27 protein-coding genes and 1 pseudogene are annotated in these 26277 nt (G+C 71.6%); 10 read left to right on the forward strand and 18 right to left on the reverse strand.

The features are described 5' to 3' along the window. Positions 1-25 precede the first annotated feature (25 nt). Genes FVE25_RS14860 through FVE25_RS14870 form a run of 3 tightly spaced genes read left to right on the forward strand, consistent with a single transcriptional unit; the run spans position 26 to position 3568 of the window. Positions 26-1135 carry a mandelate racemase/muconate lactonizing enzyme family protein gene (locus tag FVE25_RS14860; RefSeq protein WP_157247337.1) on the forward strand — a complete coding sequence of 370 codons (1110 nt, stop codon included), beginning with the start codon at positions 26-28 and terminating at the stop codon, positions 1133-1135. Between the two features lie 2 nt (positions 1136-1137). Beyond that, complete coding sequence (locus FVE25_RS14865; protein ID WP_157247339.1) at positions 1138-2427, forward strand: cation:dicarboxylate symporter family transporter; 1290 nt, start codon at positions 1138-1140, stop codon at positions 2425-2427. Next, complete coding sequence (locus tag FVE25_RS14870; RefSeq protein ID WP_157247341.1) at positions 2402-3568, forward strand: mandelate racemase/muconate lactonizing enzyme family protein; 1167 nt, start codon at positions 2402-2404, stop codon at positions 3566-3568. Before FVE25_RS14865 ends, FVE25_RS14870 begins: the two co-directional genes overlap by 26 nt. Before the next feature lie 204 nt (positions 3569-3772). Here the strand turns inward: FVE25_RS14870 and FVE25_RS14875 are convergent, their stop codons facing one another. The 6 genes and pseudogenes from FVE25_RS14875 to prcB form a co-directional block, all read right to left on the reverse strand. Next, positions 3773-5389, reverse strand: a complete 1617-nt coding sequence (locus tag FVE25_RS14875; protein ID WP_246267030.1) for an ABC-F family ATP-binding cassette domain-containing protein — start codon at positions 5387-5389, stop codon at positions 3773-3775. A gap of 185 nt (positions 5390-5574) precedes the next feature. Continuing rightward, a pseudogene (locus tag FVE25_RS14880) lies at positions 5575-5865 on the reverse strand (sortase domain-containing protein); the annotation flags it as partial. Between the two features lie 54 nt (positions 5866-5919). Next, positions 5920-6489, reverse strand: coding sequence for a hypothetical protein (locus FVE25_RS14885; protein WP_157247345.1), 570 nt, complete (start codon positions 6487-6489; stop codon positions 5920-5922). Positions 6490-6564: 75 nt separating this feature from the next. Then, positions 6565-7122: a hypothetical protein gene (locus FVE25_RS14890; RefSeq protein ID WP_425489489.1), complete on the reverse strand. Its 558-nt coding sequence runs from the start codon at positions 7120-7122 to the stop codon at positions 6565-6567. A 103-nt stretch (positions 7123-7225) separates the two neighbouring features. Then, a complete protein-coding gene (gene prcA, locus FVE25_RS14895; protein WP_157247349.1) occupies positions 7226-8029 on the reverse strand; it encodes a proteasome subunit alpha in 804 nt (267 codons plus the stop codon). 21 nt (positions 8030-8050) lie between these two features. Continuing rightward, entirely contained in the window at positions 8051-8899 is an 849-nt protein-coding gene (prcB, locus tag FVE25_RS14900) for a proteasome subunit beta (protein ID WP_157247351.1), read from the reverse strand. A 173-nt stretch (positions 8900-9072) separates the two neighbouring features. Between prcB and FVE25_RS14905 the strand changes: the two genes are divergently transcribed. The 6 genes from FVE25_RS14905 to FVE25_RS14930 all read left to right on the forward strand — a co-directional run bounded on the left by FVE25_RS14905 (position 9073) and on the right by FVE25_RS14930 (position 14195). After that, a complete protein-coding gene (locus tag FVE25_RS14905; protein WP_157247353.1) occupies positions 9073-10425 on the forward strand; it encodes an extracellular solute-binding protein in 1353 nt (450 codons plus the stop codon). Continuing rightward, entirely contained in the window at positions 10422-11297 is an 876-nt protein-coding gene (locus tag FVE25_RS14910; protein ID WP_157247355.1) for a carbohydrate ABC transporter permease, read from the forward strand. Before FVE25_RS14905 ends, FVE25_RS14910 begins: the two co-directional genes overlap by 4 nt. Beyond that, complete coding sequence (locus FVE25_RS14915) at positions 11294-12112, forward strand: carbohydrate ABC transporter permease (RefSeq protein ID WP_157247357.1); 819 nt, start codon at positions 11294-11296, stop codon at positions 12110-12112. Before FVE25_RS14910 ends, FVE25_RS14915 begins: the two co-directional genes overlap by 4 nt. Before the next feature lie 73 nt (positions 12113-12185). Continuing rightward, complete coding sequence (locus tag FVE25_RS14920; RefSeq protein WP_157247710.1) at positions 12186-13220, forward strand: ABC transporter ATP-binding protein; 1035 nt, start codon at positions 12186-12188, stop codon at positions 13218-13220. A 43-nt stretch (positions 13221-13263) separates the two neighbouring features. Continuing rightward, positions 13264-13701 carry a MarR family winged helix-turn-helix transcriptional regulator gene (locus FVE25_RS14925; protein ID WP_246267031.1) on the forward strand — a complete coding sequence of 146 codons (438 nt, stop codon included), beginning with the start codon at positions 13264-13266 and terminating at the stop codon, positions 13699-13701. A gap of 65 nt (positions 13702-13766) precedes the next feature. Continuing rightward, positions 13767-14195: a luciferase domain-containing protein gene (locus tag FVE25_RS14930; protein ID WP_157247361.1), complete on the forward strand. Its 429-nt coding sequence runs from the start codon at positions 13767-13769 to the stop codon at positions 14193-14195. Here the strand turns inward: FVE25_RS14930 and FVE25_RS14935 are convergent. Genes FVE25_RS14935 through FVE25_RS14970 form a run of 8 tightly spaced genes read right to left on the reverse strand, consistent with a single transcriptional unit; the run spans position 14143 to position 20680 of the window. Continuing rightward, positions 14143-15840: a putative PEP-binding protein gene (locus FVE25_RS14935; RefSeq protein ID WP_157247362.1), complete on the reverse strand. Its 1698-nt coding sequence runs from the start codon at positions 15838-15840 to the stop codon at positions 14143-14145. The two genes, FVE25_RS14930 and FVE25_RS14935, sit on opposite strands and share 53 nt — an antisense overlap. After that, positions 15833-16093 carry an HPr family phosphocarrier protein gene (locus FVE25_RS14940; RefSeq protein ID WP_157247364.1) on the reverse strand — a complete coding sequence of 87 codons (261 nt, stop codon included), beginning with the start codon at positions 16091-16093 and terminating at the stop codon, positions 15833-15835. Before FVE25_RS14940 ends, FVE25_RS14935 begins: the two co-directional genes overlap by 8 nt. Continuing rightward, positions 16086-17105, reverse strand: a complete 1020-nt coding sequence (locus tag FVE25_RS14945) for a zinc-binding dehydrogenase (RefSeq protein WP_157247366.1) — start codon at positions 17103-17105, stop codon at positions 16086-16088. Before FVE25_RS14945 ends, FVE25_RS14940 begins: the two co-directional genes overlap by 8 nt. Beyond that, a complete protein-coding gene (locus FVE25_RS14950) occupies positions 17102-17518 on the reverse strand; it encodes a PTS mannitol transporter subunit IIA (RefSeq protein ID WP_157247368.1) in 417 nt (138 codons plus the stop codon). Before FVE25_RS14950 ends, FVE25_RS14945 begins: the two co-directional genes overlap by 4 nt. Next, positions 17511-17819 (reverse strand): PTS sugar transporter subunit IIBC family protein, encoded by a 309-nt coding sequence (locus FVE25_RS14955; RefSeq protein WP_157247370.1) that lies wholly within the window; start codon positions 17817-17819, stop codon positions 17511-17513. The genes FVE25_RS14950 and FVE25_RS14955 overlap by 8 nt, the downstream gene beginning before the upstream one ends. Beyond that, complete coding sequence (gene mtlA / locus FVE25_RS14960) at positions 17816-18964, reverse strand: mannitol-specific PTS transporter subunit IIC (RefSeq protein ID WP_157247372.1); 1149 nt, start codon at positions 18962-18964, stop codon at positions 17816-17818. Before mtlA ends, FVE25_RS14955 begins: the two co-directional genes overlap by 4 nt. A gap of 25 nt (positions 18965-18989) precedes the next feature. Continuing rightward, the gene (gene pfkB / locus FVE25_RS14965; protein WP_157247374.1) at positions 18990-19922 is read right to left on the reverse strand and encodes a 1-phosphofructokinase; all 933 of its coding nucleotides are present in this window, start codon (positions 19920-19922) and stop codon (positions 18990-18992) included. Then, entirely contained in the window at positions 19919-20680 is a 762-nt protein-coding gene (locus FVE25_RS14970) for a DeoR/GlpR family DNA-binding transcription regulator (protein WP_157247376.1), read from the reverse strand. The genes pfkB and FVE25_RS14970 overlap by 4 nt, the downstream gene beginning before the upstream one ends. Positions 20681-20900: 220 nt before the next feature. On the opposite strand from FVE25_RS14970, the gene FVE25_RS14975 reads away from it, so the two are divergent. Then, positions 20901-21935, forward strand: a complete 1035-nt coding sequence (locus FVE25_RS14975; protein ID WP_157247378.1) for a DNA polymerase IV — start codon at positions 20901-20903, stop codon at positions 21933-21935. Between the two features lie 8 nt (positions 21936-21943). On the opposite strand, the gene FVE25_RS14980 is transcribed toward FVE25_RS14975, so the two are convergent. The 4 genes from FVE25_RS14980 to dop form a co-directional block, all read right to left on the reverse strand. Next, a complete protein-coding gene (locus FVE25_RS14980; RefSeq protein WP_181019593.1) occupies positions 21944-22612 on the reverse strand; it encodes an endonuclease domain-containing protein in 669 nt (222 codons plus the stop codon). 348 nt (positions 22613-22960) lie between these two features. Beyond that, a complete protein-coding gene (locus FVE25_RS14985) occupies positions 22961-23170 on the reverse strand; it encodes a ubiquitin-like protein Pup (RefSeq protein ID WP_157247383.1) in 210 nt (69 codons plus the stop codon). 192 nt (positions 23171-23362) lie between these two features. Continuing rightward, positions 23363-24244, reverse strand: a complete 882-nt coding sequence (locus tag FVE25_RS14990; protein ID WP_157247385.1) for a hypothetical protein — start codon at positions 24242-24244, stop codon at positions 23363-23365. A gap of 440 nt (positions 24245-24684) precedes the next feature. Next, positions 24685-26199: a depupylase/deamidase Dop gene (gene dop / locus FVE25_RS14995; protein WP_157247387.1), complete on the reverse strand. Its 1515-nt coding sequence runs from the start codon at positions 26197-26199 to the stop codon at positions 24685-24687. Positions 26200-26277: the final 78 nt, after the last annotated feature.

The raw sequence follows: 26277 nt of genomic DNA on the forward strand, positions 1-26277 counted from the left end.
ACCACCCCCGGAACGAGGGAGCAAGATGAAGATCAAGGACATCCGGGCCAGCGTGCACACCACCTCCATCGAAGTGCCGCTGCTGGAGGGCAGGGTCGCCGGATACGGCAGGGCCGAGCAGAAGGAGTTCGTCTTCTGCGAGGTCGAGACCGACGAGGGCCTGACCGGCGTGTCGATCACCGGCCACTTCCTGGCCAGGTCCGTCGTCGCCGCCCTCGAGCACCACTTCCTGCCCGCCGTACTCGACCTCGACCCGCGCGACATCGAAGCCGTCCACCAGCGCGTCTGGCAGAAGCTCAACCCGCGCACGATGACCGGCGTGGTCTCCAGCGCCCTGTCCCTGCTGGACATCGCCCTGTGGGACATCGCCGGCAAGCACGAGGGCCGCCCGGTCGCCTCCCTGCTCGGCGGCGCCCGCACCCAGCTGCCGGTCTACGTGACGTTCGGCTTCCCGCAGTACGACAAGGACCAGCTGGCCGAGGCCGCCCGCCTGCAGGTGGCGGCCGGCTTCACCGCGCTGAAGATGGTCGTCGCCGTGGACAAGGGCGGCTGGCGCGAGGACGCCCGGCGCATCCGCGCCGTGCGCGAGGCGGTGGGCGGCGACATCGACCTCATGATCGACGCCAACTACCTGTTCACCCCCACCGACGCCAAGTACCTGGCCCGCGCGGTCGAGGACTGCCATCTGACCTGGTTCGAGGAGCCGCTGCACCAGAACGACGCCCGCGCCATGGCCGACCTGCGCGAGCACACCTCGATCCCGCTGGCCGCCGGGCAGATGGAAGGCCATCGCTGGCGCCTGCGCGAGCTGGTCGAACGGCGGGCCGTGGACATCCTCCAGCCCAACCCCTGCTACTGCGGCGGCTTCACCGAGGCCCGCAAGGCCGCCCACCTGGCCCAGATCTACAACCTGCCGATCGCGCACGGCGGCGGCTGGCCGCTGTTCAGCATGCACACCCTCGCGGGGCTGATGAACGGCTGGATCCTCGAATGGCACATCGGCATGGGCCAGGTCGGGCAGCAGCTGTTCCCCGGCTCCCCCGCGCCCGAGGCGGGGAAGATCTCGATCTCCGGCAAGCCGGGGCTCGGCCTCGACGTCGATCGCGGGGCGCTCCACGACACCCTGGTGAGGTAGCCATGCGGGCATTAGCACGCAACACCAGCATGCAGGTGCTGGTCGCGGCCATCGCCGCCGCGGTGTTCGGGCTGGTGTGGCCGGACGTCGGCGCCCAGCTCAAGCCCCTGGCCGACACCTTCATCGCGCTCATCAAGCTGGTCATCGCGCCCGTGGTGTTCCTGGTCGTGGTCAGCGGCATCGTCTCGGCCGGCAACCTGAAGTCCGTCGGCAGGATCGCGCTGAAGGCGATCATCTACTTCGAGATCGTCACCACCATCGGCATGCTCATCGGGCTGGCCGCCGTCAACCTCCTGCAGCCCGGCGCCGGGGTCGCCCCACCCGCCGGCGCCTCGGAGGACGTGACGGACTACGTCAAGGGCGGCACCGAGCGCACCTTCGCCGAGTGGATCACCCACATGATCCCCGACAACGCCGTCGGCTCCTTCGCCACCGGCGAGGTCCTCCAGGTGCTGATCTTCGCCGTGCTGTTCGCCGTGGCCCTGCTGGCCCTGCCGCAGGAGGTCGGCGAGCCCATCGCCCGCGGCTGCACGCGCCTGGCCGAGGTGTTCTTCAGCATGATCCGCTTCATCATGTACCTGGCGCCGATCGGCACCTTCGGCGCCGTCGCCTACACCGTCGGCAAGTACGGGCCCGAGACCCTGACCGCGCTCATGAAGCTCGTCGGCGTCTCCGTCCTCGCGCTGGCCGTCTTCATGCTGGTCGTCCTGGTCCCCGTGTGCCGCATGGCCGGCTTCTCCTACCTGCGCCTGGTCCGCGCCCTGCGCCGCGAGCTCTACATCGTGCTGGGGACCTCGTCGTCCGAGTCGGTCATGCCGCAGCTCATGGCCCGCCTGGAGGAGTTCGGCTGCAAGCGCTCGGTCGTGGGGCTGGTCGTCCCGACCGGCTACTCCTTCAACCTCGACGGCGTGGCCGTGGTCATCCCCATCTGCGTCGTCTTCATCGGCCAGGTGTACGGCGTGCCGCTCAGCTTCGGCGACCAGCTCCTGCTGTTCCTGGTCTTCCTGGTGCTGTCCAAGGGCACCGCCGGGGTGACCGGGTCGGCGTTCGTGACGCTGGCCAACACCGTGGCGGCCGTGCGGCTGGTGCCCATCGCCGGCCTGGCCCTGGTGCTGTCGGTCGACCGCTTCCTCTCCCTGATCAGGGCCGTCACGAACGTGCTCGGCAACGCCGTGGCCGCGGTGGTCGTGGCCCGCTGGGAGGAGGGCGGCCTCGACCGGGACAAGTTCGAGCAGACCATCGGCTACCCGAGCAAGGAGAAGGTCCATGCCGCAGATCATCGGCATTCATGAGGGAACCATCCCGATCAGCTCGTCCATCGCCAACGCCTACATCGACTTCAGCCGCATGGACTGCTCCATCGTGGCGATCGTCAGCGACGTCATGCGCGACGGCCGCCCGCTGACCGGCTACGGCTTCAGCTCCAACGGCCGCTACAGCGCCGGCGACATCATCCGCCGCCGCATCGCCCCCCGCCTCCTGGAAGCCGACCCCGACGACCTGCTGACCGGCGACGGCGTCACCTTCGACCCGGTCAAGGCGCTGCCGGTCATGACCAGCGGCGAGAAGCCCGGCGGCCACGGCGAACGCTCCGTCGCGATCGGCGTCCTGGACATGGCGCTGCACGACCTGGCCGCCAAGATCGAGGACAAGCCTCTCTACCGGTGGCTGTCCGACCGTCACGCCCTCGGCGAGCCGGACGAGTCCGTCTTCGTCTACGCCGCGGGCGGCTACTACGCCCCCGGCAAGACGCTCAAGGACCTCCAGGAGGAGATGCGGCGCTTCCTCGGCCTCGGCTACACCACCGTCAAGATGAAGATCGGCGGCGCGTCGCTGACAGAGGACCTGCGCCGCGTCGAGGCCGTCCTCGACGTCGTGGACGGCTCCCGCCTGGCCGTGGACGCCAACGGCCGCTTCGACCTCGCCACCGCGCTGGCGTACGGCAAGGCCCTGGAGCCCTACGGCCTGGCCTGGTACGAGGAACCCGGCGACCCGCTCGACCACGCCCTGCACGCCACCCTGGCCGAGCACTACCCGGGGCCGCTGGCCACCGGCGAGAACCTGTTCTCCCTCCAAGACGCCCGCAACCTGCTGCGCTACGCGGGCATGCGCCCCGACCGCGACATCATCCAGATCGACCCGGTGCTGAGCTACGGCCTGGCCGAGTACCTGCGCATCCACGCCATGCTGCGCCGGCGCGGCTGGTCGCCCCGGCGCTGCATCCCGCACGGCGGGCACCAGTTCGCCCTGCACATCTCGGCCGCGCTCAAGCTCGGCGGGAACGAGTCCTACCCGGGCGAGTTCGAACCCACGGGCGGCTTCGCCGACGACGCCGTCGTGGAGAACGGGCGCATCCGGCTGCCGGACCTGCCGGGCATCGGCTTCGAGAACAAGGCAAAGCTGCACCAGGTCTTCCAGTCCCTGCACACCTGACCCAGCCCGGCCGTGGAGGCGGTCAGAGGGGTGGAGACGCAGGTAACCGGCCGGCGGGGCGCTCGTCACGGCGGCCCGCCCCGCACGCCGGCCGGCCGTCCCCCTGGACGGGGGCCGGCCACGTGCGGCGGGTGGGGGTGGGCGCGGCTCCGCCGTACCAGAGGGACCGCGACCGCCGCGCTCACCATGGACCGCAACCACCGCCTATAGGGACAGGCGCGGCCAATCGGACAGGTCGCGCAGGAGCTGGCGATCGTGGGTGGCCAGCACGACGGCCGCCTGCGTGGCGCGCAGGGCCTCGGTCAGCTCCTCCACCAGCGCCATCGACAGGTGGTTGGTCGGCTCGTCCAGGATCACCACCTGCGGGCGGGCGGCCAGCAGCATGGCCAGGTCCAGGCGGCGCTGCTGGCCGATCGACAGCTCGCGCACCGGCTTGTGCGCGGCCTCGGCGGGCAGCAGGCCGAGCTGGGACAGTCCCACCCGGTCCGGCTCGGCCAGCACGCCCCGGCTGACCGGGCGTGCGGTCGCGGCCTCGAACACCTCGTAGGCGGGCCGGTGCGACGGCGGCGGCGACTCCTGCCACAGCACCCCGATCCGCCCGCCGCGCTGCACGCTCCCGGCGTCGGGCTCGAGCGCCCCGGCGAGTACGGCCAGCAGCGTCGATTTCCCGGCGCCGTTGGGACCGGTCACCACGAGCCTCTCGCCGGCGCGCAGGTGCAGCGACTGCGGCGTGCGCAACCGGTCGCGTACCTCGACGCCGTCGGCGCGCAGCAGCGTCACTCCGGTCGGCGCGGGCAGCGGCGGCGCCTGGAAGCGCATCGGCGGCTTGGGCACGTCCAGCACCTGGGCCTCCAGCGCTTCCTGGCGCCGGTGCACGGCCCGGACCAGGGCGGGCGCCCGGGTCGCGCGGGTGTGCTTGCCGGTGCCCTTGTCGGGGCGCCAGCCGGACTGCAGCCGGTTCTGCGCGGCCGACAGGTCGTCGGCCAGGCGGCGGCGTTCGCTCTGCTGGTCGCGGTAGTCGGACTCCCAGCGTTCACGCTCGGCCAGGCGGCCCTCGCGGTAGCCGGCGTAGCCGCCGCCGTAGGTACGGGGCAGGCCGTCGCGGGTCGGGTCGAGGTCGAGCACGGTCGTCACGACGTCGTCCAGCAGCGCCCGGTCGTGGCTGACCAGCACCACCGCGCCCGGGTGCTCGCGCAGCCTGGCGGTCAGGTACGCCAGCCCGGCGGCGTCGAGATGGTTGGTCGGCTCGTCGAGCAGCAGCAGGTCGTGCCCGGCCCCGAGCAGGCAGGCCAGCCTGATGCGGTAACGCTGCCCGACCGACAGGCCGGCCAGCGGGCGGGTGCGGTCGTCCACGGCGCCGAGCGCGGCCAGCGAGACGTCGACGCGCCGGTCGGCCTCCCAGGCGTCCAGCGATTCGGCGTCGGCCAGCGCGCGGGCGTAGTCCTCCTCGGCGCCGGGCCGTCCCTCGGCCAGGGCGGCCGTGGCCTCCTCGAAGGCGGCCAGGACCCGCCGGACCCCGGCCAGTTCGACGTCGATGAGGTCGCCGACGGTCCGGTCGTCACCGACGGGCATCTCCTGGTCGGCCACACCGGCCGTGCCGACGCGGGTGACCTCGCCGGAGTCCGGGACCAGGGCGCCGGCCAGCACCTGCAGCAGGGTGGTCTTGCCCCGGCCGTTCTCGCCGACCACGCCCAGGCGGTCGCCAGGGGAGACGGTCACGGTGACGCCGTTGAGCACCTGCCGGCCGCCGCGGACGACGCGGACCTCGGTCGCGGCCAGGTGAGCACGTGCGCGGGCGGGCAGGGAAAGAGCGGTAGACACGCTTCCTCCAAGAGGCGGGGTGGAAACCCCGCAAAGAAACGGACGGCGGATGCGCCTCGCCGCGCCCGGGGCCGCATCGTGGGCCTGCATCGGGCGTAGTCGGGGGCTCGGCGCCGTCCCCTCTTAGAGGAAGAAGTAATAGTGCATGTCGGTGACCTTATCGGGTGTCCTGTTGCGGTCGCACCTTATTTATCGGTACGGCCGGCCAGCACGGCGAACACCACCACGTTGTCCGCGTACTCCCGGGTGACCGGGTCGAACGCCCCGCCGCAGGTGATGAGGCGGAGCTGGGCCGGGCCGGTGCCGGCGTAGACGCGGTCGGCGGGGAACTCCCGCTTGGGGAACGTCTCCACCAAGCCGACCCGGAACGTGGCCGTGCGCCGGTCGGCGCGGACGACCTTGATCAGCGCGCCGGGTTCGAGCCCGGCGACGCCGTGGAAGACGGCCGGTCCGGTCGGGGAGTCCGCGTGGCCCGTAGAGGGCGGCGCACCGCCCCGGCCGGCGGGATCAGCGGGACGCCTGCCCGCACGTCAGCCGCCTCCGCCCGGCCGCCGCCACTTCCATCTCCCCGGGGTGCCGCGCCGTCCCAGGGTGCCGCGCCGGGTCCAGACGGCGGCGCCCACCACGGCCAGGGACAATCCCGCGGCGCCCGGCAGCCAGGTGAGCGAGCCCTCCCCCGTGGTGGGCTCGCTCACCGTCACGTCCACGCCGCCTGACAGGCGGGCGGCCCCGCCGTACCCCGTGTGGGCGCCCCCGTGCGGGCGCCCGCCGACCACCAGGAGGACGTCCTGGCCGCTCGCCTCGCCGTCGCAGTATCCGTAGACCGGCTGCCGGCCGCGCGGGGTGCCGGCCGGGACGCGCACGTCGTCCTCCCAGCGGCCGCCGGCGAAGCCGTCGATCGGGATCTCGCCGAACGAGGCGGGCCCGTCGATCCGCCCCGTCTCGGTGTCCGGGCCGCAGCGCAGCCGCACCGTCAGCCATCCCCCGGCCCGTACCTCGGACGGCCAGATCGCCAGCCCGTCATCCGCGTGCGCCGGAGCCACCCCCGCGGCCGGCACGGCGACGGCGAGCCCGATCACGGTCGCGATGATCACCCGCACCCGGCACCTCCAGCGATGATCGGCTATCAATCACCACTTACCGCCGCGGGGCCCAACGTAATATCCGCAGACTGGCTACGGGGTGTAAATCTCCTGCACCCGGACGATCTTCCCCTTGTAGACGGTGATCAGCGACGGGCGCTCGGTCGTCTTGAACCGCTTGATCAGCGCCGCGCGCGAGCACTTCTTGTTGCCGAGGCCGGTGCGCCGGTCCACGGTCATGGCGGCCGAGCTCGGCTTGCAGCCGAACGCCGACAGGAACACCACGTTCTTCGCGATCGGCGAGGCGTAGGCGGTCACGTCACCCTCGGGCGGGCCGACGAAGTAGCCCTCGGTGTGCTTGTCCTTCTTCCACTTGATCGGCTCGTATTCCGCCTTGCCGCCCCTGATGTGGGTGATCCAGCCGCGCAGGATGCCGTCGCGGCGCGAGTGGACGCCCTTGGTGAAGTCGTGCCCGGGATCCTTCTGGAACGTGGTCCCGAAGATCTCGGGCGCCTTGAACGTGGGCGTGGCCGCAAAGGACGCCGCAAGGGCCGGCGTGTAGGTCGAACCGGCCTGAGCGCTGCCGGCGAAGGACAAGGCCACGGCGCCCGTAGCGGCACCGGCCAGAAGGATTCGGGTCAAAGTCTTCACGAGATCTTCGACCACGGTTGCGGCCGAAAAGTTCGCGGTGGGTGACCGGAAACACAGGGGCGCCGTGGCCGGAAGCCGGCCACGGCGCCCCGCAGGCGCGGCGTTACAGCGGCGACGAGCCGTCGTCGACGTCCCCGTCGGGCCCGGTGGGCGGTCCGGTGGGCGCGTCACCCGGCTCCGATGCCTGCCCGGCTTCGGAGGAGGCGGGCGTTTCGGCGGCCGGCGGCGCGGCCGGGAGGATGCGCTCCAGGCGGGTCCCGGTCAGCCGCAGGAACTTGCGGTTCTCCCGGTTGCGGTCGAGCACGGCCACCTCGAGCTGGGCCACCGGCGGCCGCTCGCCGCCCGGCTCGGTCAGCGCCACCAGCGCCACCTCGAGCGCGTCGGCCAGCGGCATCGCCTCGCGGTAGCGCTCCTTCAGCCGCCCGGCCACGGCCTCGGCCTGACCGCCCATGACCGTGAAGCCGTGCTCGTCGAAGACCGAGCCGTCGAAGGTGAGCCGGTAGATGGCGTCCCCGTCGGGCTGGTCGCCGACCTCGGCCACGACCACCTCGACCTCGAGCGACTTGATCGACTCGGTGAAGATGCGGCCGAGGTTGGAGGCGTACAGGTTGGCCAGGCCGCGGCCGGTGACGTCGGAGCGGTCGTAGGTGTAGCCGTTGATGTCGGCGTAGCGGATGCCGCCGAGGCGCAGCTCCTCGAACTCGTTGTAGCGGCCCACCGCGGCGAAACCGATGCGGTCGTAGATCTCGCTGATCTTGTGCAGCGCCCGCGACGGGTTGGGCGCGACGAACAGGATGCCGTCCTGGTACTGCAGCACCACGACCGAGCGGCCTCGCGCGATGCCCTTGCGCGCGTAGTCCGCCTTGTCCCGCATGATCTGCTCAGGGGAGGCATATCCAAAAGGCATGGACACCGCAGGTGTTCCTTTCTAGCGCAGCGGGGCGATGGGGCCGTCGGGGGCGATCATCCGGGCTTCGAGCATCTGCTCGACGTAGCCGGAGACCTCCTCGTCGGTGAGTCGGCGGAACCCGTCGGCGTCGATCAAGGACACGATGGGCCAGATCTTGCGGGTCACGTCGGGACCGCCGGTCGCCGAGTCGTCGTCGGCCGCGTCGTAGAGCGCCTGGATGAGCGTTATCGCGGTGTCGTCGGCGCCGGCGCCGTCGCGGTAGAGCTTCTTGAGCGAGCCGCGGGCGAAGATGGAGCCGGAGCCGATCGCGTCGAAGCGCTCCCGCTCGTACGGCCCGCCGGCCACGTCGTAGCTGAAGATGCGGCCCTCGTCGTCGTCGGGGTCGTAGGCGGCGAACAACGGCACCACCACCAGGCCCTGCATGGCCATGCCGAGATTGCCGCGGATCATGGTGGCCAGCCGGTTGGCCTTGCCGTTGACCGACAGCGTGCGGCCTTCCATCTTCTCGTAGTGCTCCAGCTCCACGCGGTAGAGCCGGGCCATCTCGATGCCGGTGCTGGCGGTGCCCGCGATGCCCATGACGGAGTAGTCGTCGGTGCGGAAGACCTTCTGCACGTCCCGCTGCGAGATCATGTTGCCCGAGGTGGCGCGCCGGTCGCCGGCCATGGCCACTCCGCCCGCGAACGTGGCCGCCACGATCGTCGTGGCGTGCGGAACCTGGTCGCCGATCGGGGTGGCCAGGATCTCGTCGCGCACCGGCAGCAATTCCGGCGCGTACGAGCTGACGAACTCGGTGAACGACGAATTCCCTGAGTTCTGGAAAAGCCGATCGACCAAGCCGGCGGGCAGATCCCTGTGCGATGCCACGCGACTCCCTCCCAAAACGTCAATACCTCTAGGCCAGACCCTACTCATGTTGGGTTGCCCCTTGCACTTCCCACGATCAGCTCAGGGCGAACCGTTCATCAGATCGTTTCTTTACGCCCGGGTGCGGTCGTGCGATTGTCGGTATGTCTGCACGTCCGCAAGTGGAGGCCGACATGCGACCTGTGCTTCTCGGCGCCGCCCTCCTCCTGGCCCTCGCCGCGTGCGGCACCGGACAGCCGTCGAGCCCCGGCAGCGTGACGCTCACGATCGCGGCCAACGCGATCTCCGGCGGGAAGAACGCGGAGAGCGCGGACTGGATCAGGAGCTGGGTGATCCCGCAGTTCGAGCAGCGGCATCAGAACGTCAAGGTGCTCTTCCAGCCGAGCGGCGTGGACGACGAGCAGTACAAGCAGAAGGTCGCCCTCGACCTGAAGGCGAAGCGGGGCGCGGACGTCATCGACGTGGACGGCATCTGGGTGGGCGAGTTCGCGCAGGCCGGCTACATCAGGCCGCTGGCGGAGGTCGGCGGCCCGTCGGTGGACGGCTGGGAGGGCTGGTCGCAGATCCCGCAGGCGGTGCAGGGCCTCGGCATCTTCGACGGCAAGAGGTATGCGCTGCCGCAGGGCACCGACGGCCGGGTGCTGTTCTACAACAAGGAGCTGTTCAGGAAGGCCGGGCTGCCGGAGGCGTGGCAGCCGGTGAGCTGGCAGGAGATCCTCGACGCCGGGACGAAGCTGAAGGCGGCGGGCGTGCCGGTGCCGATCCAGATCAACGCCGGCAGCGCGATGGGCGAGGCCACGACCATGCAGGGCGCGCTGCCGCTGCTGGCCGGGGCCGGCGCCGAGGTGTACTCCGGCGGCAAGTGGGCGGGCGCCTCCACGGCGATGAAGGACGTGCTCGGCTTCTACCGGCAGGTCTACGCCGAGGGGCTGGGCGATCCGAAGCTGCAGCAGGAGGCCAAGGGACGCGACAAGTCCTTCGCCCGGTTCGCCGAGGGCAAGATCGCCATTCTGGCGGAGAGCGACTACTTCTGGCGCTCGGTCGTCGAGCCGAAGGCCGGGGTGGCGCCCATGGCCGCCCGGGACGCGGTCGTCGGGTACGCCAAGATCCCGGCCAAGCGGCCGGGCGCGGGCATCCGCGGCCAGGACTTCGTCTCCATGTCCGGCGGCGCCGTGCGCGTGCTCAACCCCGCCTCGAAGAGCCCGGCGCTGGCCTGGCAACTGCTGGCGTTCATGCACTCGGCCGAGGCGACCAAGGCGCAGCTGGCCGGGCAGGTGCGCATCAGCTCCCGGGACGACGTCAACGCCGAGGTGCTGACGGCCGACCCGATGCTCAAGTTCGTCGCGGAGGAGGTGCTGCCGATCACCGCCTACCGGCCACCGCTGGCGGTCTATCCGCAGGTGTCGGCGGCGCTTCAGGAGGCCACCGCGGCGGTGGTGTCGGGCGGGACGCCGGAGCAGGCGGCGACGGGCTACCAGACCAAGCTGGAGCGCCTGGTCGGCGGCGCGGCCAACATCGCCGGATGAGCACAGACGCCGCCGGGCTCGGGCGGGCCAGGGCCACCGCGTTCATGCTGCCCGCGCTCGTGCTCGTCGTGGTCTTCCTCGTCTTCCCCGCCCTCTGGACGATCTACCTGGGCCTGACCGACTACCGGCTGACCGGCCTCGAGGCGGCCGAGCCGCGGGTGGTCGGCCTGGAGAACTACGCGGCGGCGCTGGGCGACCCGCGCTTCCAGACCTCGCTGTGGCTGACGGTCGCCTACGTGGGCGGCTCGGCCGTCGTGGGCCAGGCGGGGCTGGGCTTCGCGCTCGCCTGGGTGCTGCGCACCCGGACCGGGCCGCTGCGCCGCCTGGTGGAGGGCACGGTGCTGCTGTCGTGGATCCTGCCCTCGACGGTGGTGGGGTTCCTGTGGTTCGCGCTGCTCGACCGCGACGGCGGCACCCTCAACGCGCTGCTGGGCACGCCCGGGACGGCCTGGCTGCTGGACCACCCGCTGCTGTCGATCATCGTCTTCAACACCTGGCGGGGCACGGCGTTCTCGATGATGCTGTACGCGGCGGCGCTGGAGACCGTGCCGCCCTCGCACCTGGAGACCGCCCGCCTGGCCGGCGCGGGCGTCGTGCAGCAGCTACGGGACGTCGTCTTGCCGCACATCAGGCGGCACGTGCTGACGAACCTGCTGCTGATCAGCCTGTGGACGTTCAACGACTTCACGCCGTTCGTGCTGACCGGCGGCGGGCCCGAGGGCCGCTCGGAGATCCTGCCGATCTACGTCTACAACGTGGCGCTGCGCGGCGGCGAGCTCGGCGCGGGCGCGGCCGTCTCCTTCCTCATCCTGCTCATCAACCTCGTCTTCGCCCTGGCCTACCTGCGGCTGCTGCGCGGACGGCCGCGATGATCCGGCACACCGTCGGCCGCCTGGCCGCCACCGTCTTCATCGCCGTCACGCTGGCGTTGTTCGCGCTGCCGATGCTGTGGCTGGCGTCGGCGCCGTTCGACGCCTCCCCGACGATCACCACGTCGGTGCCGGAGTTCACGCTGGCCAACTTCGCCGCCATCCTGGACAACCCCTACGCGCTGGGCTCCATCGTCAACTCGATCATCCAGGGGGGCGGCGCCGCCGTACTCGTGGTGGTGCTGGCGGCGCTGGCCGCCTACGCGCTGTCGCGGGTGCGGGTGCCCGGCCGCGACGTGCTGCTCTACCTGCTCCTGCTGCTGTCGTCGGTGGTGACGGGCACGGCGGCGATGGTCCCGATCTTCGAGCTGGCGACCCGGCTCAACCTCGTCGACACCCATCTGGGCGTGATCCTGGTCGTCTCGGGCGGGCTGCTCCCGGCGGCGATCTTCATCCTGAAGGACTTCATGGACGCCACGCCGACCTCCTACGAGGAGTCGGCGCGGGTCTTCGGCGCCTCGCCGCTGCAGATCCTGCGGCACGTCACCATCCCGCTGGTACGGCCCGGCCTGGCGACCATCGCGGTGTGGGCGCTGGCCGGGGTGTGGGGCGGGTTCCTGTTCCAGTTCATCCTGCTGCGCGATCCGGAGAAGGCGCCGGGCTCGGTGATCCTCTACACCCTCTACACCGAGGGCGGCTCGCCCAGGCTGGCGCTCATCTCGACGTTCTCGCTGCTGTACTCGCTGCCGGTCGTCGCCATGTACCTGTTCGTCTCCCACCGCTACGGCTTCCGCTTCCACGGAGGGATCAAGGCATGACCGAGCCTGTCGAGGTCATCATGAGACGCAGCATCCTGATCACGGCGTCGACGGAGTCGATGCCGTGATCACGATGAACGGGCTGACGAAGGTCTTCCCCGGCGGCGTGCGGGCACTCGACGCCGTGGACCTCACGATCGCCGGCGGCGAGTTCTTCGCCCTGCTGGGTCCCTCGGGCTGCGGCAAGACGACCCTGCTGCGCGCGATCGCGGGCCTGGAGACGCCGGGCTCCGGCACGATCGCCATCAACGGCCGCGACGTCACCGCGCTGCCGCCCGGCCGCCGGGACGTCGCCATGGTCTTCCAGGACTACGCGATCTTCCCGCACATGAGCGTGCGCGACAACATCGCCTACCCGCTGCGCATCAGGAAGGTCTCCCGGGCCGAGCGGGCGGGCCGGGCGGAGGAGGTCGCCGCGCGGCTGTCGCTGTCGGAGCTGCTGGGGCGCCGCCCCGGCCAACTGTCCGGCGGCCAGCAGCAGCGGGTGGCGCTGGCCCGCGCCATCGCCTGCCGCCCGTCGGCGTTCCTGTTCGACGAGCCGCTGTCCAACCTCGACGCCCGCCTGCGCCTGGAGGCGCGCACCTTCCTCAAGCGGCTGCAGCGCGAGCTGGCCGTCACGACCGTCTTCGTCACCCACGACCAGGCCGAGGCGCTGGCGCTGGCCGACCGCATCGCGGTCATGTCGGCCGGCCGGATGGTCCAGATCGGCACCCCGGCCGAGATCTTCCAGCGCCCGGCCACCACGTTCGTCGCCGCCTTCATCGGCTCGACCCCCATGAACCTGCTGCGCGGCACGAGCGTGAACGGGGCGCTGCACGTGGCCGGCGCCGTGCGCGCCGCCCCGGCCGGGCTCGGCGAGGGCGACGAGATCGTGTACGGCGTGCGGCCCGAATACATGAGCCTGTCGGAGACCGAACGCCCCGACGGCATCCCGGGCACCGTGGCGGTGGTGGAGAACCTGGGCACCGGCGCCCTGGTCACGCTGGAATCCGGCGACCAGCTCGTGCAGGCGGTGGTGCCCGAGGGCGGCGAGCCGCGGCTGGGCGCGCGCCGCTGGGCCGTACCGGCCCGATCGCTCGTCTACCGGGACGGCGCGCTCATGACGTGACCATCTCCGTTACATGTCACGAACATCGCGTAGCATGGCGGGCGTGAGCACCGACCAGCACGCCCTCGACGCCTGGACCGCCTACCACCGCCTGCGCCTGCACGTGGACGCCGAGATCGCCCGCGACCTGGAGCGCGCCTGCGGGCTGTCCATGGCCGACTACGACGTGCTGGAGGCGCTCGCCGCGCTGGAGGACGGCGAGCACTGCATCCGGGTGCGCGACCTCACCGCGCACCTGCACTGGGCGCACGGCCGCCTGTCGCGCCAGCTCGGCCGGATGGAGCAGCGCGGCCTCGTCGCCCGCGAGAAGTGCGAGCTCGACGGCCGCGGCGAGGACGTCCTGCTGACCGCCGACGGGCGGCTCGCCCAGCGGGAGGCGGCCCCGGTCCACCTGGCCGCGATCCGCCGCCACTTCACCGGGGCGCTCACCCCCGAACAGCTCACCACCCTCACCGGCATCGCCCGCCGCCTCGTTCCATAACGATTTGGGGATACCAACCGCGCAACCGCCTGTACGCGGCGTGCGGTGGGGACGACGATGGTCATATGCGAGCACGCGGCATCGCCCTTGGCTCCCAGGCCGCCCGGGTGCTGACCCTGCTGCGGGAGTGGCCGGATCTCCAGACCACCCTCCCCTCCTGCAGAGCCGGTGTCGGCGTGGCCGTCGGCAACAACGAGATCCTGCACCTGCACGCCGGTGACGACGCCGAGCTGTGCCTGACCCGCCCCACCATCTACCGGCTCTATCCCGCGCTGGCCGGAACCAACTGCGTCATCCTGGGACGCAGCGAGGACTGGATCGGCATCCGCCTCGGCACCGCCCTCGACACCGACCTGCTGCTCAGCCTGCTCAGCGTCGCCATCAAGACGTGCGTCTGCGGCGAATGCGACCAGACGATCACCCCTTGCTCGGCCGCCGCCTTCAGCGAGGATCCATGGCCCGCTCGGCAGCCCGCCGGCATCGTTCCCGTGTGAGCCCGGCCAGCGCCTCACGCACCGCCGGCACACACGCCGCCGACATCGACAGACTGCTCACCCCCAGGCCCACCAGCAGCGGCGCCACCGCCGGATCGCCCGCCGCCTCGCCGCACACCCCGACCGGCTTGCCCGCCGCCAGCCCCGCCCGCGCGCACTCGGCCACCAGCCGCAGCAGCGCGGGCTGACGCGGGTCCAGTAGGTCGGCCAGGCGCGGATGCTGCCGGTCGGCCGCGAAGGCGTACTGGCCCAGGTCGTTGGTGCCGACGCTGAGGAAGTCCAGGTGTTCCAGCAGCCGGTCGGCCACCAGCGCCGCCGCCGGCACCTCGACCATCGCCCCGACCCGCCGCAGCCCCGCGGCCCTGGCCCGCCGCGCGAACGCCGCCGCCTCCTGCCACGTGGCCACCATGGGCGCCATCACCCACACCTCGGCCCGCGCCCGCTCGGCGGCGCTCGCGATCGCCGCGAGCTGCTCATCCAGTACTGCCGGCCGTACCCGGTCCACGCGCAGGCCGCGGATGCCGAGGGCCGGGTTCGGCTCGGCGTCCAGGCCCAGGAACGGCAGCGGCTTGTCGGTGCCGGCGTCCAGGGTGCGCACGACGACCTTGGGGCAGCGGGCGAACACCTCGGCGTAGGCGGCGTGCTGCTCCCGCGGCGCCGGGGCGGCGTGCCGGTCGAGGAAGAGCAGCTCGGTCCGGAACAGGCCCACCCCTTCGGCCGAGGTCCAGTCCTCGTCCCGGACGTCGGCGGCGGAGCCGATGTTGAGCAGGAGCGGGACGGCGTGGCCGTCGGCGGTGCGGCCCCTGCCGCCGCCCGAGCGCAGGCGCTCGCGGTAGGCGTCGTGGCCGCGCCGCAGGGTCTCGGCCTCCTCCTCGCTCAGCCCCGGGGTCACCCGGCCGGCCGTACCGTCCACCGCGACCAGCTCGCCGTCGGCCAGCGCCGTCGCGCCCGCGCAGGCCACCACCGCGGGCAGGGCGCGGGCCCTGGCCAGGATGGCCGTGTGGCTGGTCGGGCCGCCGCGCTCGGTGACGACGGCCAGCACGTCCGGGCCCAGCGTGACGGTGTCGGCCGGGGACAGGTCCTCGGCCACCAGCACGAACGGCCGCCCCGGCGCCGGGATCCCGGGCATCGGCCGCCCGAGCGCGGCGGCGACGGCGCGGTTGCGCAGGTCGTCCAGGTCGGCGGCACGCTCGGCGAAGTACCCGCCCAGCTCCGCCAGCGCCGCCCGGTGCCGGGCGAAGGCCCGGTCCAGCGCATGCGCCGCCCACACCGCGGCCCCGGAAACCGGCTCCGGCCCGTCACCCGGCCCGCCCCGGCCACAGACCACACCGCCGACACCCGGACCATCACCGACGCCCGCGCCGGGGTTTCCGGCGGCCAGGCGTTCGGCCTCCTCGCGCAGCATCGGGTCGGCGGCCATCATCGCCTGCGCCTCCAGGACCTCGGCCGCCTCCCCCGCCATCAGGGCGGCCCGGCGGCGCAGGTCGGCGGCCACCGCCTCCAGCGCCGTCACGGCCAGGGCCACCGCTCCGGCCCCGACGGCGAATCCGGGAGGCGGAGGCAGCGCGGGCGGCGCCGCCATGCGGGCGACGGGCCCGGCGACGCGCCCGGGGCTGACCCCGAGGCCGGTCAGCGGCTCACTCATCGTCGAGGTCCCGGGCCAGCAGCGCCGCCAGGACCTCCAGGGCCGCCTCGTCGTCGGACGACAGCGTCACCACCGTCCCGTGCACCGCCCCCAGCGACAGCACGCCCAGCATGCTGGCGGCCGGCACCTCCTTGCCGCCGGCCACCCGGATCCGCACCGGCACCCCGAGCCGGATCGCCTCCTGCACGAACACCTTGGCCGGTCGGGCGTGCAGTCCGGCGCGCGAGGCGACGGCGACGCTGCGCTCAGGCATCGGAGCCCTCCTCGAGGGTGACCTTGATGGCGGCGCCGCGGGCGACCAGGTCGATGGCGTCCAGGACGCGCTCCAGCGGCAGCCGGTGGGTGATGAGGTCGGCGACGGGCACCGCCCCGGAGGCGATCAGCTCCAGCGCGGCGGTGTTGTGCGCCGGGGAGGAGCCGTTGGCGCCGACGACGGTCAGCTCCCGGTAGTGGATGAGGTTGGCGTCGAGGCGGACGATCGGGTCGTCCTTGGGCAGGCCGCCGAACAGGCTGATGCGCCCGCTCCTGGCCGCCATGCGCACGGCCTGCTCCTGGGCGGCGCCCGAGGCGGCCGCGGTGATCACGACGTCGGCGCCGCGCCCGCCGGTGAGCTTGAGCACCCGCTCGACGGCGTCGGCGTCCACGGCGGCGTCCACCGCGGCGTCCGGGTGCACGAGGCCGGCGGCCATGGCCAGCCGTTCCGCGTTGACGTCCACGAGGAACACCCGTGCCGCGCCGCGCGCCCGCGCCAGCCGTACGTGCAGGCAGCCGATGGGACCCGCGCCCATCACCACGACGTCGTCGCCCGCGCCGACGCCCGCCAGGTCCTGCCCGTTGAGGACGCAGGCCAGCGGCTCGGTCAGCGACGCCTCGGCGAAGGAGACGCCGCCGGGGATGCGGTTGACGCCGCCGACGGCCGGCACCTTGTCCGGGACCGCCATGTACTCGGCGAAACCGCCGTCGTAGTGGTAGCCCATCGACTCCTGCCGCGGGCAGACGGTCATGCGCCCGCGCCGGCACTCGGCGCAGCGCCCGCACGGGATCGCCGCGATGACCTGCACGCGCTCGCCGGTGCCGGCCACCTCGCCGGCGATCTCGTGCCCCATGACCCGCGGCGGCCGCAGGTGGTGGTGGCCGTGCCGGTAGATCTTGTTGTCGGTGCCGCAGGTCGAGCAGTTGCGCACCCGGATGATCAGGTCACCTTCCGGCATCGGCGCCTCTTCGACCCGGATGTCGCCGGGGGCGTGGAATCGGGCGACTTTCACGACAGCTCCTTGAGCACACTCTCGGCGTCCGCGGCCTCGCGCAGGGCGCGGGCCCGGTCCGGGTCCAGCAGAATCTCGGCCAGCTCGGCCAGCAGCGCCACGTGACCGTCGCCGCGGGCGGCGATGCCGACGCACACGCTGACCCGTTCGCCGTCCCAGTCGAGCCCATCGGGGAAGCGCACGTAGCAGATGGCGTCGCGCAGCACGTGCTCACGCGACAGCCCGTGCGGGATGGCCACGCCCTCCCCGACGTAGGTGGAGATCGAGCGCTCGCGCTCCAGCATCGCGCCGATGTACGGCTCGGCCGCCGCACCCACCTCCACCAGCAGGCGGCCGCAGCGCTCGACGGCCTCCTCCCGGGTGGCCGCGCGCTCGTTCAGCAGCACGGCCCGCGCCTCGAGCACCTCACGCACCGACGACGCCGCCCTTCTTGATGGTGTCCACGAGCCTGGTCACGGCCGGGTCGCCCAGGAAGACCTGGAAGGCGATGACCACCTTGCCCGGCGCGCCCGCCTGCGCGCGGGCGGCCAGTCCGGCGTGGGTGACGACCACGTCGGCGTCGTCCGGGATCTCGTTGACGGGCGTGTGCGCCACCTCGACGCCGGCGCCCTTGAGCTGCTTGCGCAGGGTGGTGGCGAGCATGACGCTGCTGCCCATGCCCGCGTCGCAGGCCACGACGACCTTGCGGATGTCCTTGCTGTCGATGACGGTCATGATCCGGCCTTTCTCGGAAGGTCCTGCCCGTCCCCGGCGGGCTCGGGCTCTGGCTCGGGTACGGCCGGCGCCGCCGCCTGACCGGCGCCGGGGGTCTTCTCGCCCCGCCCGAAGCCGAGCAGCAGGGCGGCGACGGCGAAGGAGACCACGGCGGCGATCACCACGCCGAGCATGACGCCGAACCAGGCGCCCCGGGGCGTGACGGCCACGTAGGCGAAGATGCTGCCCGGCGAGGGCGTGGCCACCAGTCCGGCGCCGGTCGCGATGAACGTGAACACCCCGGCCGCCCCGCCCGCGATGACCGCGAGGATCATCCGCGGCTTCATCAGCACATACGGGAAGTAGATCTCGTGGATGCCGCCGAAGAAGTGGATGATCATCGCCGCCGGGGTGCTCGGCCGCAGGGTCCGCGGCCCGAACAGCAGGTAGGCCACCAGCAGCCCGAGCCCGGGGCCCGGGTTGCTCTCCAGCATGAACAGGATCGACCTGCCGGCCTCCTTGGCCTGCACGACGCCCAGCGGGCCGAGGACGCCGTGGTTGATGGCGTTGTTGAGGAACAGCACCTTGGCCGGTTCGATGAGCACCGAGGCCAGCGGCAGCAGGTTGCTGACGACCAGCCAGTTGACCGCGTCCCCGGCGGCCTGGGTGACGACGCGGACGACGGGCCCGATGGCCAGCGCGCCCGCGACGGCCATGGCGCCGCCGACGATGCCGGCGGTGAAGTTGTCGACCAGCATCTCGAAGCCGGCTTTGGTCCGCTCCTCGGTGACTTTGTCGACATATTTCAGGATGAGCGCGGCCAGCGGGCCGATGATCATCGCGCCGAGGAACATCGGGATGTCCGCGCCGACCACCACGCCCATCGTGGCGACCGCGCCCACCACCGCGCCGCGCTGGCCGTGGACCATGCGGCCGCCGGTGTAGCCGATGAGGATCGGCAGCAGGCTCGTGATGATGGGCCCGACGAGCTTGGCCAGGCCCTCGTTCGGCAGCCAGCCGGTCGGGATGAACAACGCCGTGATCAGGCCCCAGGCGATGAACGCACCGATGTTCGGCATGATCATGCCGGCGAGGTAGCCGCCGGCACGCTGGATGGCGGCCTTGACTCCGGTCCCGGTGACCGGGGGTGTGTAGGTGTCGGCCATGGACGTGCGCTCCTTCGGGGGGATGTCAGGGGTGGAGCAGCCGATCCGGGTCGGGCGCGCCCACCCGGACCAGCTCGTGGTTCAGATCCGCCGGGCCCGGCATCCGGCTGCCCGGCAGCGTTGCGGCCGCGGCTCCCCAGGCCACGGCCACGGCCAGCGCCTCGGGCCCGCGCGCGCCGGCCGCCAGGAACCCGGCCGCCATCGCGTCCCCCGCGCCGACCGGGCTGCGGGGCGTGGCCGGGGCCGTGCCGTACCAGACTCCCCCGCCCTCGACCAGCAGCGCCCCGTCGGCGCCGAGGCTGGCCAGGACCGCGCGGGCGCCCGCGGCGCGCATCTTCTCCGCCGCCTCGATCGCGTCCCCGAGCCGGACCGGCCGGATCCCGGTGGCCTCGGCGAGCTCGTCCCGGTTGGGCTTGACCAGATGGGGGCCGGCGGCCAGCGCCGCGGTGAGGGCGGGCCCGCTGGTGTCGACCGCGACCCGCAGCCCCTCGGCGACGAAGAGCCGGCACAGCTCCGCGCAGACCTCCGCGCGCATGCGCGGCGGCAGGCTGCCGGAGACGACCACCCAGTCACCGGGCCGCGCCGCGTCGAGCACCGCGCGGGCCAGGCGCTCCAGCTCGTGCGGGCTCAGCGCCGTCCCCGGCTCGTTGACCTTGGTGATCGTGCCGCCCGGCTCGGCCAGCGTGATGTTGGAGCGGGTCGAACCGGCCACCGCGACCGTCACCATGTCCAGGCCCGCCCGCGACAGCAGGCCGACGAGCTGCCTGCCCTCCTCGCCCCCGTAGGGCACCACCGCGCACGAGGGCACGCCGTTGGCCAGCAGCGCGCGAGAGACGTTCACGCCCTTGCCGCCGGGCTCCACGTGGGCGGCGGTGGAGCGGATGACGGCGCCGCGCTCCAGGGCGGGGACCTCGACCGTGCGGTCCAGGCTGGGGTTCAGGGTGAGGGTGACGATCACGCCCGGATCACCTCGGGACCCGCGGCGGCCAGCTGCGCGGCCAGGGCCGGGTCCAGGCCGGTGTCGGTGACGAGCACGTCGATCTCGTCGAGCGTCGCGAACCTGGCCAGGTGGGTGACGGTGAACTTCGTGTGGTCGGCCAGCAGCACGCTGCGCTCGGCCGCCTCGATCATGGCCCGCTTGATCGCCGCCTCGGCCGGGTCCGGCGTGGTCAGGCCGTGGGCGGCCGAGCAGCCGTTGGCGGCCATGAACGCCACGTCCGCGTGCAGTTGCCGCAGCGGCCGCAGCGCCAGGTCGTCGACCGTGGCCAGCGTCCGCCCGCGCACCCGGCCGCCGAGCATGATCACGGTCAGGTTCGACCGGGTGGCCAGCGCGGTGGCCAGCGGCGGCGAGTTCACGATGACGGTCAGCTCGCGGTCGGCGGGCAGCACCCGGACCAGCCGGCCCGTGGTCGTGCCCGCGTCGATGATCACCGAGCCGTCCTCGGGCAGCTCGGCGAGGGCGGCCTTGGCGATGCGCTCCTTCTCCGCGGTCATGACCTCGTCACGGGCGGCCAGGCCCGGCTCGAAGCCCAGCCGCTCCACCGGGATCGCCCCACCATGCACCCGCCGCAGCACGCCCGCCCGCTCCAGCACGGTCAGGTCCCGGCGGATCGTCTCCGTGGTGACCTCGAGTTCCTCGGCCAGCCGCGCCACATCCACCCGCCCGGCCTCACGCGCCCGGCGCAGGATGTCTTGCTGACGCTCCTCGGCATACATGATGTTGATTTACCGCCGTTTCATGTGGTTTCTCCTTTGTTTAACGGGTATTCGAGACGCGGTCAAGAGGACGGACGCGCCACGCCCGCCACAGGAAGTGGCGCATCCGCACCCGGGGCTCAGGGCGTGACCGGAATGCCGGCCAGGCCCCTCCCGGCGTTCACGACAACCGTTTGCAGCCCGTACGGCCCCGCCGTACCCGTGGGCAATACTGGAAACCATGTCCACCAAGGACTGGATCCTCCACCTCGACCTCGACTCCTTCATGGCCTCCGTCGAGATCCTCCGCCACCCCGAACTCCGCGACCGCCCCGTCATCGTCGGCGGCAACGGCGACCCCACCATCCCCCGCACCGTCGTCGCCACCGCCTCCTACGCCGCCCGCGAACACGGCGTCCACTCCGGCATGCCCATGCGCACCGCCCTGCGCAAAAGCCCCGACGCCGTCTTCCTCCCCAGCGACATGCCCGCCTACGAAGCCGCCTCCGCCCACGTCATGGACACCCTGCGCCGCTTCCCCGTCACCCTCGAAATCTGGGGCCTCGACGAAGCCTTCATCGGCGCCCGCACCGACAACCCCTTCGAACTCGCCCGCACCCTCCAGAAAGCCGTCCTCGACGAAACCGGCCTCACCTGCTCCATCGGCATCGGCGACAACAAACACCAGGCCAAACTCGCCGCCCAATTCCAGAAACCCGCCGGAATCTCCCAGCTCACCAGCGACCAATGGCCCGCCGTCATGGGACCCCGCCCCACCTCAGCCCTCTGGGGAATCGGCGCCAAAACCACCACCAAACTCGCCGACATGGGACTCCACACCGTCGCCGACCTCGCCGCCGCCGACCCCCGCGAACTCGCCCGCCGCTTCGGCCCCACCAACGGACCCTGGCTGCGCTACCTCGCCCTCGGCAAAGGCGAAACCACCGTCACCGACACACCCTGGGTGCCACGCGGCCACAGCCACGAAACCACCTTCACCACCAACCTCACCGACGCCACCGCCATCCGGGAACACGTCGCCGCCTTCGCCCGCCAACTGGCCGGAGAAGCGGCCGGCGAACGACGCCTCGTCATCCGGGTGACCGTCAAGGTGAGGTTCGCGCCCTTCATCACCCAGACCCGGCAGACCAAACTCGACACACCCACCACCGACCCCGAACCCATCCAGGCGGCCGCCCTGGCAGCACTGGAACGCTTCACCCTCGACCGGGCGGTACGGCTACTCGGCGTGGGAGTGGAATACGCCAACCGGTGAGCGCGTCCTCACACCGGGACAGCCCGCGACAGGAACGCGAACCACCGCTCATCGTCCAAGCGCATGAGCTCCGCCATCTCCTCCACCGAGACCGGCTCACACACCTCCGCAGGCTCCAGATACGACACCGCCCGCCAGACGGTCACCGCATCATCCCGGAACTGCCCGATCCCCGTATTACACGGCAAACACAGCGCGAACCTGACATCACCCGTCCGATGACAGTGATCGATATGCTCCGGCGGCCGATCCCAGCAGACCACGCACAAGCCATGCTGGGCGGCGATCACACCCTCGGCCTGCTCATGCGTGAGGCGATACCGCTGGGACAGGTGGGAGGAGCGGGTCGGCGCCACCGGGGCCGCCCGCCGCTCGGGAAGGACGACGTAGTCGGGCCAGAGCACATGGCCCTCCAGGTAGAGGGCGGCCGCTTCCATGAGGACATAGTCGTCAGCGAAGTGCCCCAGGCCGTTGTTGCAGTTGAAACAGAGGATGCCGCGAACGTCGCCGGTGGCGTGGGAGTGGTCGACGAACGTGCCGGGAACGGCCTGGCAGATGGCGCAGAGCCCGCCCTGGTGGGCGAGCATGCGCTCGAAGTCGTCTTCGGTGATGCCGTAGCGGCGCTTGAGATGGTAGTTACGTGTGCTGCCGTGAGTCCGAATGCGCACCTCACGCATCGCGCGGTTGTGGCAAGGCTTGCAGTAGGCAGTCAGCCCACTACGTTCGGCGCGATTTCGCCCAAATTCATCCGTGGGTTTTATTTCGGCACAGCGAGGACAACGCTTGAACCCGTCAGGCACCTCAACCTTGTCCCGAACGACTTTCCCTTCCTCAGCCTTCCGCTTCCGATAACTCGCGGTGGACCGCACCCGAAAGCAAGCCCGGCAATACCGCGCCAGCCCATCGGCCATGCGCTTGTTCTTCCCGAACTGAGAGACCTCTTTGTCTTCTCCACAATCCGGGCAATGCTTAACCCCCGAGGGCGTTTCCACCCGTTTTCACCCCTTTCAAATGTCCGCTTTGCCCTACTCTCCGCCCTTTTGTACGTAGCTGCGCACGAACTCCTCTGCGTTCTCTTCGAGAACTTCGTCTATTTCGTCCAGAATTGCGTCGACGTCGTCCGTGAGCTTCTCCTGCCGCTCCTGAACGTCCGCGGACGCCGAGGCCTCGGTCTCCTCGACCTCGCTCTCACGCCGCCCGGCCTGCTTCTGGCCGCCGGTGTCCTTCGTCGCCATGTCGTAACCTCCGTGTGGGGGATTGCCTCTAAGCCATATCTTCCCCGAACCGGGCGACATTTCGCGTGGATCACCCCGCGATCTTCACCAGCCGGCTCCGGGCCCCTCTGGCTCCCACCCTACGTAACCCTGCCTCCGCTGCGCGGCCGGTCCACCCCACGCCCTCGGCCCTCGAGCTGACCTGGCGAAACCTCAGACACCACACACGACGCACCCGCGCTTGGTCCGCCGGTAGTAGTGCCAGGTGGCCCCGGCCACTCCCAAACCCCAGACGACATACCCCGGCACAGCCACCCACATAAACGCAACCTCCTGGGCAATCCCGCGAACCGTCTCAAGAGTCAGCTGCACCAACCCCATCCCGAAATATCCACACAAGGCCACCGAGACCAGCACCCCGGCCCCCAGCACCAGCCACCGCGGCACCCGCCGCCCGGCCAGCGGCGGCACCCACCTCGGCCAGATCCTCCCGAACCCGTGCACCAGCGCCAGTGGCAGCAGCACTCCCGCGAGCACGAACCCGATCTCGAAGATCGCCAGTTGCAGCCCGCCATCGTAGGGAACGGCGTCGATCAGCGTGAACTGGGCGACCGCCCGGACGGCGAACCCGGCGATGGCGACGTAGGCGGCGGTGTAGGCCCAGGCGGGGGTGTGGAGGAGGGCCGGGATCCGGCTGCAGCGGGTGCAGCCACGCACGCGCCGCTGGAAGCGCAGGGCCGTGGCGCCCGCCAGGATCGCGACGCCGAGGCAGCCGATCCGGCTGAGGGCGCCGAGGGGGTCGGTGGGGATCCCGAGTCCGGGCAGGATGACGCCGACGAGGTCCAGGAGCAGCATGGCGGCGGCTCCGCCCAGCAGGGCCGTGACGGCCCAGGCGGCTGCCACGAGGAGGACGGTTCCGCCGGTGGCCCACGACGCGGCCACGATCAGGGGGGTGGCGGCGCACAGGGGGATCACGATCCACGGGGGTAGCACGAGGTCGGTTCCGCGGGCCCAGCCGGGGGTGGTGCCGAGGGTCCAGAAGAGCTGGAGGGCGGCGTAGAGGGGTGGCCAGAGGAGGGCGAGTGCGCGGGTCATGGCAGCAGTCTGTCGCCGCGTGGGGTGGGGCCCCCTCCCTCGCGGCGGCGATGCCGCTCCCCCGCGCGGGGGAGATCGCCTGTTCCGGAGTTCTCCGTTCCTGGGGTACGGCAGGCGTGAACGTGGCCGGTCGCGGGGTCCTGCCGGCGTGGGCCTGTTGTCTTCGTGTGAGCCCGGCTGCGGTCGCATGCCCCCGCGAGTCCACCTGGACGTGTGTCCGGACCCCGCGGGCCCCGCCTGCACGCGTATCCCGGCTTCCGGTCTGTCTGTGTCCAGGCCCAGAGCATGGACACGCGCCACAGCCTGGTGGAGGCGGCCTCCGAGCCTCAGGTTCACGCCTCCGGCCTCTCCGGCGCCCTGAAACCCAGGCTCGCGGCTCCCCGTACCCGGACCTCGCCCGTCGTGAGAGCCCGGCCCCGAGCGTCCAGGCGGCGGTGGTGTCAGTCGCCGCCCGTGAGGGCGGCTACGAGGTCGGCGGCGGTGCGGCAGCGGTCGAAGAGTTCGCCTACGTGGGCTTTTGTGCCGCGGAGGGGTTCGAGGGTGGGGACGCGCTGGAGTGATTCGCGGCCGGGGATGTCGAAGATGACGGAGTCCCAGGAGGCGGCGGCGACGGATTCGCTGTATTGGCGCAGGCAGCGGCCGCGGAAGTAGGCGCGGGTGTCGTTGGGCGGGTTTTCGACGGCGCGCTGGACTTCTTCCTCGGTGACGAGGCGCTGCATGCGGCCGCGGGCGACGAGCCGGTTGTAGAGGCCGCGGTCGGGGCGGATGTCGGAGTATTGGAGGTCGACGAGTTGCAGGCGGGGGTGGGACCAGGCGAGGCCGTCGCGGGTGCGGTAGCCCTCGAGGAGTTCGAGTTTGGCGACCCAGTCGAGTTCGCGGGAGAGCTGCATGGGGTCGTCGGCGAGGCGGGTGAGGACGGATTCCCAGCGGTCGAGGATGTCTTTGTTCATTTCCTCTTGGGCGGTGCCGCGTTCTTCGACGTACTTGCGGGCTTGCTCGAGGTATTCCATCTGGAGCTGGATGGCGGTGAGTTTGCGGCCGTCGCGCATGGCGATTTCGTAGCGGCAGGTGGGGTCGTGGGAGACGGCGCGGAGGGCTTGGACGGGGTTTTCGACGGCGAGGTCGCGGCTGAGGAAGCCGTCTTCGATCATGGCGAGGACGAGGGCCGTGGACCCCAGCTTCAGGTATGTCGATATTTCCGACATGTTGGCGTCGCCGATGATGACGTGGAGGCGCCGGTACTTCTCCGGGTCGGCGTGCGGTTCGTCCCGGGTGTTGATGATGGGCCGCTTGAGCGTCGTCTCCAGCCCCACCTCGACTTCGAAGAAGTCGGCCCGCTGGGAGATCTGGAAGCCCTCGCCCCGCGAGTCCTGCCCGATGCCGACCTTGCCGGCGCCGGTCACCACCTGGCGGGAGACGAAGAACGGGGTCAGGTGCCTGACGATGTCGGCGAACGGCGTGGCCCGGCGCATGAGGTAGTTCTCGTGGCAGCCGTAGGAGGCGCCCTTGGCGTCGGTGTTGTTCTTGTAGAGCTGGATGGGGGCGTTCGTCGGGATCGCCGAGGCCCGGGTGGCGGCGTCGTACATGACGCGTTCGCCGGCCTTGTCCCAGATGACGGCGGCGCGGGGGTTGGTGCACTCGGGCGTGGAGTATTCGGGGTGGGCGTGGTCGACGTAGAGGCGGGCGCCGTTGGTGAGGATGACGTTGGCCAGCCCGAGGTCCTCGTCGGTGAGCTGGCTCGGGTCGGCCACTTCGCGGGCGAGGTCGAAGCCGCGTGCGTCGCGCAGCGGGTTCTCCTCCTCGAAGTCCCATCTGGCGCGTCGCGCCCGGGCCGCGGAGGCGGCCAGGTAGGCGTTCACGACCTGTGAGGAGGTCACCATGGCGTTGGCGCCTGGCTGACCTGGCACGGAAATGCCGTACTCGGTCTCGATGCCCATCACCCGACGCACCGTCATGCGCACCTCTCGTCGTCCGGCCAAATCGCTATCCGCCGTTTATATGCCCGAGCCTATGCCCTTCACAGTGCCCCGAGG

It is taken from the genome of Nonomuraea typhae (assembly GCF_009760925.1).
GTDB classification, from domain to species: domain Bacteria; phylum Actinomycetota; class Actinomycetes; order Streptosporangiales; family Streptosporangiaceae; genus Nonomuraea; species Nonomuraea typhae.